The following is a 10,798-nucleotide window of genomic DNA, read 5'->3' as shown; positions in this document are numbered from 1 at the left end:
TGGCGCAAGTCCGGTCACTGGATCGCGACCCGTCCGGTAGATGTCCGCGCCCGGTTCTGCGGGCGGTACATGTCTTCGACCGAGGCCGCCGGATGATGGAACACGCCAGGTGTCACGGCGCGCGCCACGTAGGCCAGCGTCACGGTTTCACGACCGGACAAATCAACGGCGGCCAGGAACCGGTCCGAGCGGAACTCGGTATGGGTGGCGTCGGACAGATCCAGCCAGTCCAGCGATCGGACATCGCCCGAGCGCAGCAGGCTTGGGTTGTCAATCTCGATCCCGGCGGCCAGTGGATCGTTCACCATCAGCCGCGCACCGCCGTTTTCGAACGGTGTAACTTGCAGCACAGTGACGAACCGATCACCCACGGCAAAGCTGTCTGAATCGATCAGATCGCCATCCATCGAATAATACCGCCGTTCGATTGCATAGCCGGTGCCGCCTGCCTCGGGCGGAACCTCCGGGATGCCTGTGACCGTCAAAGTGATATCCGTCGCCTGACCGTCGGCGGCCGTGACGTGGATCTCATCCGCCTGTCCGGATTGCAGAACTTTCACAAACGGACCGGAAACCGGCGCCCCGTTGACCATCAAGCCCGATCCCGTTGGGTCAGACACAAGCGCGTGCGCCGCCAGCAATGACCACGTGGCCTCCTGAGTGGACAGCGGCGCGCGGCCGGTGCTCACCCGTTGGATCAAAGCATCGCGGTCAATCGCCTCGCTGCCCGCGTCCACGGCAAGGCTTAACAAGCCCGCTGCATCCCGAAGGTGGGTGCCGTAGTCAGCGCGCCAGACGTTCAGTTGCTGGTTCTGTTGCCGATCCAGCATCCGCGCGGCACGGTTGAACATCGCATCCGCTCGGGTCTGGTCGCCGTAAGAGGCCAGAGCTGCGCCCAGTTGCGCCGCCGCCAGAGGGGTGTCGAAGGCATCCCCTTTGACATCCGCGTAGTAACGCAGATCGCCCATCGAGGCCGCGCCTTCCCGCGCAAGAACCATCAGGGCATAGGCGATGTCCTGACCGCCTTCGTCGAAATCAGGCGCGTAATTGACCCTGTTCCGAAGATTGTCCATCGCCTGAGCGAACGCCCGGTCCGGCACGAGATGCCCCTGAATGCGGGCACGGGACAGGAAGTCGGTCACATAGGCGTCCAGCCAGAAATCCCCGCTGTCTGCGCGCCACAGGCCAAAGGCGCCGTTTGCGGCCTGACGAGTCAGGATACTGCGGATCGAATCGGCGATGCGTTGATCCACAACCGGGCCATCCCCCAGCCCCGTGGCTTGCGCAACGGATGACAGGTACAGCAACGGCAGCGCTTTGCTGGTGATCTGTTCGGTGCAACCATAGGGGTAATGGTTCAGCTGATCCAGCAGACCGGGCGTGTCGAATTTGGCCAACGCTCCGGCGGACAGGATGGCCTTGGCCGAACCCGGCTGGAACCCGTCAAACACATCCTGCGAAAACAGGAAGCTATCGCCTGCGCCCAAGGCAAAACGCCGCGTCTGTGCAATCACCGGGTCATTGGCCCGCACCGGCATGCGCAGGGTTTGCGACAGGTCCAGCCCATCAGGTGTGGTGATCGATACGCTGATTTCAGGATCGCCGATGGCGCCGGCCGTGATCGGGATCTCGAAAACCGCCTTGCCACCGTCCTCCAGCAAAAAGCTGGCCGGTGCCGCGCCCAGTTCCAAACCCTTGGAGGCGGTCAGGCCAAGTGCCATTTCTCCGGGTGTGCCATCCGCATGGACGATCTCAAGACGCATCCGGCTTTGATCGCCCGGGGCAAGGAAGCGCGGAAGGCTGGCGGTAGCGACCACCGGGTCGCGGACGATCATTTCAGCTTCGGCCTGACCGACGGCTTTGCGCGACCACGCGACGGCCATCAGCCGGACGGTTCCGTTGAAGGCGGGAAGGGGAATGTCGATCTCAACCTCTCCATCCGCGCCGATCTCGACCGGGCCACTGAACACGGCCATCAGGTCTTGTGTCGGTGGCGGAGACTGGCGACGCATCCCGCTGTCATTGTCGCCGCCCGAGCGCACTGTGCCCATGGCTCCGTTCATGCCGTCGATCAGTCGCCCGTAGACATCCCGCAGATCAACACCCAGACGGCGCTGCCCGAAATAGTATCCTTGCGGGTCCGGGCTTTTGAACCCGGTGAGGTTCAGAATGCCCACGTCGACGGCGGCCAGCGTCAGCCAGACCGGCTCATCGTCCACGGTATTTTCGACCCTGATACGGGCTTTTTGCGTCTGACGCGGTGCGGTGACCTCGGGCACGTCGACAGTTACGGAAAGTCTGCGGTCCACTGGATCGATGCTGGCATGGGCAACGCTCATCGCCCGCGCCGGGTTCTGACCGGCTGCAACATCCATTGGGCGGATCACGGTTGCGGTGACATAAGCCCCGGCGCCCCAATCCTGGGTCACTTCAATCGGGATCAGAGTTTCCCCTTCGGGCACCTCCACGATCTGGCGGTGGATCAGACGGTTCGAAAGGACTTCGATCTGAGCGACACCGGCCATGCGGGGCACGATCCGCAACTGCGCCGTATCCCCGATGCGATAGCTGTCGCGATCCAACGACATTTCAAGCCGGTCCGGCGTGGTCGATGCATCGGCGGCCTGATACCAGCCCGCATAGAAATCGACGGCGGTTTCGGAATATGTTCCGTCAACTCGCTGCACCACCAGTTCATAGCGCCCCCATTCCACCGGTTGCGTCAGCGTCAGAGGGTCAGAGAGGACGTCCACCTCGCCGGTGGCGACACGGCTGCGGCGCGTTGTCGGTTCCCAGTTCCAGTCGCCGTGAAGCTGGTACCATTGATAGCGCGTTTCTATCTTGTTCAGCGTCCAGCGGAGACGCATCGGAACGGGCGTCAACTCAGGAGACAGGCCAACGATCTCGAACGCTGCCTCGGTGCCTTCCGGGATGACTTCGTCGAACAGAGGTTTGACACCAATAACAGGGTGCGGCGGCAGGACGGGCGCGGTCAGGCGACGCTCGACCGGGCGGCCCGAGCCATCGGCCAGCCGGGCGATGATTTCAGCTTCGATTGGCTTTCCTTCAGTTTCTAACACGGGGACTTTGACCGCCACGGTCGCGTGCCCGGTTGCGTCTGTGCGCGTGTCTCCGAAATATGTGCTCTTGATCGAGGTTTCTGCATCATAGCGGCCAAAGCGATATCCGTCGTAGCCCGGGACCGTGTTCGCCGGGCGGGCGATGACCTGCCCGTCAATGCTCAGGTCCGACCCCGGCGCTCCAAACAGATAGCGCGCGTCGATCGCGAGCGGTGGACTGTCGCCGGGGCGCAGGGGTGCGTCGGACAGGGTCAGTTCGAAATCGATCCGTTCGGGAAGGAAATCCTCGACAAGAACGGTCTGACGCGCCAGCGCATCGCCTTTTGGATCGGATTTGATTTCAATCTTCCATGCGCCGCGCGGTACGTCTGCGGCCACGGGCAGGGCAAAGACATGGCCCCCGGCAACACCGCCATCCGAGACAGACCGGCGGTATTCCACCCCGTCCGGGCGATACAGGATCGCCGTCAGAGGCAGGCCCTCGATGGCCTGCGCTTTGCCATCGCGGGACAGGGCGGTGACATGGATTACTTCGCCGGCCCTATAGGCACCTCGGTCGGTGGTCAGAAAGACATCGACCGGCCCCGCCGGTGCGCGCCCTTCAACGCCGCGATCCGACAGGTCAAAGGCAGGATCGGTCAGCGAGAGAAAGCTGAAATCCCTCTCATCGATTGCCGCCGTCACCAGAGCAGGCGCACTGGCCCCTGTGCCGCGTGTCAGGCCCGGATCGAACCTTGCATAGCCGGTTTCATCGGTCTGTGCCGATGAGATGACGGCGTTCGCCCCTGAGATCAGCGAAACTTCGACACCTTCGCGCGGTGCCGCGTCGCTTAGCCCGCGCACGGTCACGTGCAGCCCGTCAGTGCCCAGAGCGGTGCTGATCCCCAGATCAGAAAGCACAAACCATTGCGTTGCGCCGGGATCGTCATAGGGATCGGCCCCCGGAACGCGGGCGGTCAATGCATAGATACCGGCAGGTTGATCCGAGATCGCTTCGGCCATGGGAAGACGTGCCGTCATGGTCTGGTTCAACTGGTTTGAAACCTCGGCAGTACCCGTCCAGATGTCCTGGGCAATCTGGTCCGAGAATTCTTCCTCCTGCCATTCGCTGAGCGGGCGGCCGAAAAAGTCCTGTTGCACGGCCCGCAACAGGTTCCGGTCACTGACCCGCCGCAGGGTCAGGTCCAGTTCGGTGACATTGACCGTTTCGACGGGCAAGGCCGCGTTGGCAGATTTCGGAAGGACATAGCTGCGTCCGGGAAACCGAACCGAAGGCGTCCGGTCGCGTACATAATGGGTCAGTTCGATGCTGCGATTCAGTGCTTCGCCCGAGGCGGCAGGCAAGCCTTCGCGCAATGTCAGGCGATAACGCTGGCCATGCGCGACCCCATCGATGCAAAGCTGGCTGTCCTCGGCCTGCACGACCAGCCCATCGGCGTCACGTTGAACGAAGGGATCATAGTCGACCCCGGCCTTGACCAGTGATTCCGAGAGTTCGATACAGATCCTGGGGGCTGCCGCATCGCTTTCGACCGAGCTGTCGACCACGCGGAAACCGTATTTGCCGATGGCTTTGTCCAATGCGGTCAGCACGTCTTCGCGCGGCTGCACCTGCTCGGCCAACCGAAGAACGGGAATCATGTCGCGCCCGCGCTCAACCTCTTCCAGGGCTTCCGCAAGGGTCATCAGAGCAGCGATCTGGGTGCCGGGGGTTTCGGCGCGCAGATAGCCATTGATCGCCGCATTCAGCGCGCGGTTGCGCAGGTCGCGCCGCTCGTTCCAACCCGAAGGGTTCATGGCCAGCAGCAGGTGCGCATATTCCACCCAAAGATCCGCGCGGTCGCTGAGCGATACGGCGACACCGGTCCACTGCATCGTTTGTGCGACACTGCCTGCGTCGCGCGCCGCATCCAGAACGGCCCGCAGATCATACCCCCCTGCCGGGTGCAGGAATCCCAGATCGCGGGCTTGTTTTCTTGCGTGATCCAGATCGTCAGAACTCAGGACGCTCAGTGCTTGCGCGCGCGTTTTTCCCAAGATTAGAGTCTGTTCGCTGCTTGGCACCTTTTGCGCGGACAATGCGCCTTGATACGCCTCTTGTCTGTTCACGCCACTTTTGGGAAAGCAGGCATCGGAACGGGTGTTATAGGTGAACGCCGTACATTGCGCGTTGGCCGAGCAGGCCTGAACACAGGACTTCAGATCGGTGTCGAACAACGGATCCAGATCCGACCCGTAAAAATCCGTGTCCCGAGAGGTGACATAGCGGAACTCAGGCACCGCACTCTGCGCCAGAACGGCGGCGGGAAGGATCAGAAGGCCAATTATGTAAGTTATTGAAATAAAAACAAAGCGGTGCATCGTGCTCTCCTCTTTGGGCTCAACCTTGCATGGCGCGCGCCTGTAGCGCAACGGCTTAAACAGTTTTTCATTCTCTGTCGCGATGCTGAAATCCGAACGTCCCGGAATCGATCAAAATGAGTCTTGCAAACAAACTGGCACAGGAACGGCGTGCGCGTCTGGCAGCCGAACGAATGCTTGCCTTGAAACAGGCCGAGCTTTCGGCCGCCAATCGCAAACTGGGCCAACACGCCATGGCGCTGACCAGGCGCATTGGTGAAACTCAGGCCGAAGTCGAAACTGTTCGTGGGGAAAACGAAAAGGTCAAATCCGATCTCTCTGTTGCTCATGCCAAGATCGAGATTGCCGAACGCCGCCTTTGGCATTCGATCCAGACCATTCAGGACGGGTTTGCATTCTTTGACGGCGACAGCAGGCTCATCAGCGCAAACGCTGCATATCTCAGCGTGTTTGAAGGGCTGGATGAGGTGGCGCCAGGGATTTCCTACCAGCGCATTCTGCAATTGCTGACCACCGAAGGAATTGTCGATACCGGTGACGAAACTGCCGAGGAATGGCAGGCCAGAATGCAGGCACGCTGGAATCGGGCCAATCCAACTCCGATCGTCATGCAGCTGTGGAACGGTCACTACATTCGCCTGATTGATCAGCGTGGCAGCGGTGGTGACGTGGTCAGCCTGGCACTCAACATCACCGCGTCGGTCCGGCACGAAACAGAACTGAAGGTTGCCCGCGAACGGGCGGAAGCGGCCAACAGGGCCAAATCAGCCTTTCTCGCCAATATGAGCCACGAAATCCGCACGCCGATGAATGGTATCGTGGGTATGGCCGAACTGCTTGATGAATTTCCGCTGGACGAAGAACAGCGGCTCTATGTCAACACGATCCGCAATTCGGGTGAGGCATTGTTGGTTATCATCAACGACGTGCTTGATTACTCCAAGATCGAGGCGGACAAGCTGGTTCTGCACCCTGAACCCTTCGATCTGGAGCGCTGCATTCTTGAAGTCGCGATGCTGTTGCAGCCAAGCGTGCGTGACAAGGGGCTCACGTTGCTTGTGGATTACGACCTGTTCCTGCCCACCCTTTTTGTGGGCGATCCGGGCCGAATACGGCAGGTTCTGACCAATTTGGTCGGCAACGCAGTCAAATTCACCACGGAAGGTCATGTCCTGATCCGTGTGACAGGCGTTCCGCATGCCCAGGCTCAGACATGCGACATCCATGTTGCCATCGAAGATACCGGCATCGGTATCGATGCAGAAAAGATCAACCACGTTTTTGGTGAGTTCAATCAGGTCGAAGATGAACGCAATCGCCAATTTGAAGGCACCGGGTTGGGTCTTGCGATCACCAGGCGCCTGATCACCATGATGGGCGGTTCAGTCTGGGTCGAAAGCGAACCGGGTTGGGGATCCTGTTTCGGGTTCAGGGTGTCGCTGCCCACGGCAGAAGGCCCACAGCCCGAGCCTCCGAAACTGGCGGATTGTGTGAATCATGTCATGGTGGTCGAGGATCTGGCCGTAAACCGGGCCATTTTGGCGAAACAACTTGGCCGTTTGGGGGCCAAAGTGACGGTTTGCGCGTCAGGGGCCGAGGCGCTGGCAGAAATGCATGGCGCGATTGAACTTGTCCTGTGCGATCATGATCTGCCGGATATGGATGGCTTGGATCTTGCCGTCACCCTCAAAGACCGTGGGTGGGGCGACGCCTCGGTCATCGTGATGTCTGCAAATCCATCTCTGATCCACACGCACCCAGCCCGCGAACTGATCGACGGTGTGTTGCAGAGGCCGATCCCCAGGGCCGAGTTGTATTCCAGGCTCGTGGCTCTCAAGGACACCCCGCCGCCAGAACGTCGTTCGACGCAGCGAAAACCCGTCTCTGTCCGCCAAGAAACCAAGGCCTTGGAAGCAAGGCGCATGAAGGTACTTGCGGCCGAGGACAATCTTACCAACCAGCTGATCCTGAAAAAGATGGTCAAAGACCTGCATATAGATCTGCGATTTGCGTCCAATGGAATAGAAGCCGTCGAGATGTTTCAGGAATTTGACCCGGACTTGATCTTCATGGACATATCGATGCCAAAAATGGACGGCAAACAGGCCACTGCTGAAATCCGCAGGCTCGAGGTCGAAACAGGGCGTCATGTCCCGATTGTCGCCTTAACTGCTCATGCAATGGCCGGTGACGATCAGGGCATCCTGTCCGCGGGGTTGGATCACTACATGACGAAACCGCTGCGCAAAAATCATATTCATCAAATGATCCTGCAACACCAACCGGATGGCGTAAGCGAAGTCATGGACAATCACCTCGCCCAGAAACATGCACCCATGTGTGACCGCGAACAGGATCCCACTTCATCTGGCTGAAAATATCCCGTGGAGCGCGAGGGGCTGGCCCCTCGCTCGGATCCACGGCCCAGAACCGTGGAAGGAAATATCGATCAGGTTGTCAGGGTCTCAGGACGAATAAGGTCGAACAAAGACAGGTTTATCCTTTTCCGATAGGTCAGCACGATACGCGTAACCGCCCGCATCGAAATCCAGCAGGGCATCGGGGTCGGTCAGGCGGTGCTGAATGACATATCGCGCCATTGCACCACGCGCCTTTTTGGCAAAGAAACTCACGATCTTCGGAGTGCCGTTCTTGTCTTCCATGAACACCGGCGAGATGACGCGCAATTTCAGAGCGTTCGGGTCCACGGCGCCGAAATACTCCTGACTGGCGCAGTTGATCAGAACGTCGCTGCCGATCATGTTGCCTTGTGTGTTCAGAGCTTTGCTCAGCTGGTCGCGCCAATACTCATACAGGGTCTTGCCGCGCCGTGTTTTCAGCTTGCTGCCCATCTCCAGCCTGTAGGGCTGTATCGCATCCAGTGGCCGCAAGACACCATAGAGACCTGAGAGGATGCGCAGATGATCCTGTGCCCATGCCAGTTCATCAGGATCGAGCGAAGCTGCTTCCAGACCCTGATAGGTGTCCCCAGCAAAGGCCAGCGCGGCCGGGCGCGTTGCATCGGCGTCTGGCATTTCGGAAAAAGCACGATAGCGATCGCGGTTCAGGCGCGCCAGATCATCGCTCAGACCCATAAGCTTTTTCAGATCGCCAAGGGTCAGATTGCGCGCGGTTTTGGACAGTCTGATCGCATCATCCTGAAAATCGGGCTGTGTGACTTCAACATCCCGCTCTGTCCAGTCCAGCCGCTTGGCCGGGGAAATCACTACCAGCATACCTGCCCTCTTTCCTTACCTGTCCCGGCGTATCTAGCCCGCCTCACGCAGCACGTCCAGAAAGGCGGTGCCGAACCTTTCGTGACGCCGGTCGCCCAGCACCTGTTCAAGCCCGCGCAGGTCATCCGGGCGCATCTGTGCCACCTTTGCCAGTTGCGAGGCCGAGCAGGTCAGAGGCTTGTCTATCCCCTCGGGACCGCGGGACAATTGGGACTGTACTTCCAGCAAACGGTCATAGATGTCGCCCTGATCGCGACCGGCCAGCTTGCGCCGCGCCGGGTGCAACGCCTGGGCCTCGCCCGCTATCACTTCAAGGAAGGTGTCGCCATACCGTTCCAGCTTCTTGGCGCCGACGCCGCCGATCCGGGCCATCTCGTCCAGCGTCATGGGGCGTTTTTCCGCCATTTCGATCAGGGTACGATCCGGAAAAATGACATAAGCCGGGACCCGGGCGGATTCTGCCAATGCGCGTCTCTTGGCCTTGAGAGCCGACAGCAAGGGCGCATCTTCATCGGACACCATGGCTTTCACGGCGGGGCGACGGGTTGCCTTGCGTAGGGCGTCCTTGCGCAGGTTGATCTTTGCCTCGCCCTTGAGAATTGGTTTGGCGGCCTCGGTCATCCGCAAGGCCCCGTGGCGTTCGGGGTCGGGGCGCACCAGATCGTGCCCCATCATCTGGCGGAATATTGCCTGCCATTGCGCGCGCGACCAGTCCTTGCCGATGCCCCAGGTGGACAGACCATCATGACGACGGGCGCGGATCTTGTCGGTCTCGTTTCCCAGAAGGATGTCGATCAGATGACCGCTGCCAAACCATTCCTCGGTGCGAAGAATCGCGGACAAGGCCATTCGGACGGGTGTTGTTCCATCAAATACTTCGGGCGGTGTATCGCACAGGTCGCATTTGCCACAGGGTGCGGCCTGTTCCCCGAAATAGCCCAGCAGGGTCTGGCGGCGGCATTCCAGCGCCTCGGCCAACCCCAGCAGCGCGTTCAACCGCGCATGATCCGCCATGCGGCGTTCGGGTGGCGCCAGCCCCTCGTCAATCTGGGACCGCCGCAAACGTATATCGTCGGGGCCGAACAGAGTCAGGGTCTCGGCCGGCCCGCCGTCGCGCCCAGCGCGGCCGATTTCCTGGTAATAGGCCTCGATGGATTTCGGCAGGTCCGCATGGGCGACCCAGCGGATGTCGGGTTTGTCGATGCCCATGCCAAAGGCCACGGTGGCCACCACGATCAACCCGTCCTCGCGCGCGAAGCGGGTTTCGACGATGCGGCGGTCCTCGGCCTCCATCCCACCGTGATAGTGGCAGGCGCTGTGGCCCTGTTCGCGCAGCGCCTGCGCCAGAACTTCGGTCTTGTTGCGGGTGCCGCAATAGACGATGCCCGACTGGCCCCGGCGCGCATCGGCGAAATCCAGGATCTGCTTGCGCGGGCTGTCCTTGGCGGCAAAGGCCAAGTGGATGTTCGGGCGGTCGAAGCCGCGCAGGAACTTGCGCGGAGGCGTGCCGTCGAACAGTTTCTCGACGATCTCGTCCTGTGTTTCGGCGTCGGCGGTCGCGGTGAAGGCGGCCAGAGGCACGTTCAGGGCGCGCCGCAGCTCTCCGATCCGTAAATAATCAGGCCGGAAATCATGGCCCCACTGGCTGACGCAATGGGCCTCGTCCACCGCGATCAGGCTGACATTGATCCGCCGCAACATGCCCAGTGCCGAGCCTGCCGCCAGCCGTTCGGGCGCCATGTAAAGCAGTTTCAGCCGCCCGGCCTCAAGCGCTTCCCACACGGCATCGGTTTCCTCGGGCGTGTTGCCCGAGGTCAGCGCGCCGGCCTCGACCCCGGCTTCTTGCAGCCCCCGCACCTGATCGCGCATCAGGGCGATCAGCGGCGAGATCACCACCGTGACCCCGTCGCGCAGCAGGGCAGGCAGTTGATAACACAGGGATTTGCCGCCGCCCGTGGGCATGATCGCCAGCACGTTCTGGCCGGCGGTTACGGCATCGACGATCTCTTCCTGCCCGGGGCGGAATTCATCGAATCCAAAGACATCTCGCAGCAGAGGCGCGGCGTCGAACATGTGCGGGGGTGCCCTGTTTCAAGATTTGACTGCTCTTGAAAGGACAAT

General features: G+C 60.8%; 4 protein-coding genes. 1 reads left to right on the top strand and 3 read right to left on the bottom strand.

Features of this window, described 5'->3' with window-relative positions; all coding sequences use genetic code 11:
* Positions 1 to 14: 14 nt before the first annotated feature.
* Positions 15 to 5,441 carry an alpha-2-macroglobulin family protein gene (locus ACR0LI_RS16345; protein WP_480718854.1) on the bottom strand — a complete coding sequence of 1,809 codons (5,427 nt, stop codon included), beginning with the start codon at positions 5,439 to 5,441 and terminating at the stop codon, positions 15 to 17.
* 116 nt (positions 5,442 to 5,557) lie between these two features.
* Here ACR0LI_RS16345 and ACR0LI_RS16340 point away from each other — a divergent pair, with 116 nt between their 5' ends.
* Entirely contained in the window at positions 5,558 to 7,816 is a 2,259-nt protein-coding gene (locus ACR0LI_RS16340) for a response regulator (protein WP_480718853.1), read from the top strand.
* Between the two features lie 90 nt (positions 7,817 to 7,906).
* Here the strand turns inward: ACR0LI_RS16340 and yaaA are convergent, their stop codons facing one another.
* Together yaaA and recQ are read right to left on the bottom strand one after the other, a co-directional pair.
* Positions 7,907 to 8,677 carry a peroxide stress protein YaaA gene (yaaA, locus tag ACR0LI_RS16335; RefSeq protein ID WP_209835175.1) on the bottom strand — a complete coding sequence of 257 codons (771 nt, stop codon included), beginning with the start codon at positions 8,675 to 8,677 and terminating at the stop codon, positions 7,907 to 7,909.
* Positions 8,678 to 8,710: 33 nt separating this feature from the next.
* A complete protein-coding gene (recQ, locus tag ACR0LI_RS16330; RefSeq protein WP_480718852.1) occupies positions 8,711 to 10,750 on the bottom strand; it encodes a DNA helicase RecQ in 2,040 nt (679 codons plus the stop codon).
* Between the last annotated feature and the right edge of the window lie 48 nt (positions 10,751 to 10,798).

It is taken from the genome of Ruegeria sp. CL7, from assembly GCF_056536445.1.
Note: the sequence above shows the minus strand (reverse complement) of the source record. Positions and strands in the feature narration are given on the sequence as shown.

Bases quoted from the DNA above. Each gene is read 5' to 3' on its own strand.
- yaaA (WP_209835175.1), bottom strand. From the start codon at position 8,677: ATGCTGGTAGTGATTTCCCCGGCCAAGCGGCTGGACTGGACAGAGCGG.
- ACR0LI_RS16345 (WP_480718854.1), bottom strand. From the start codon at position 5,441: ATGCACCGCTTTGTTTTTATTTCAATAACTTACATAATTGGCCTTCTG.
- ACR0LI_RS16340 (WP_480718853.1), top strand. From the start codon at position 5,558: ATGAGTCTTGCAAACAAACTGGCACAGGAACGGCGTGCGCGTCTGGCA.
- recQ (WP_480718852.1), bottom strand. From the start codon at position 10,750: ATGTTCGACGCCGCGCCTCTGCTGCGAGATGTCTTTGGATTCGATGAA.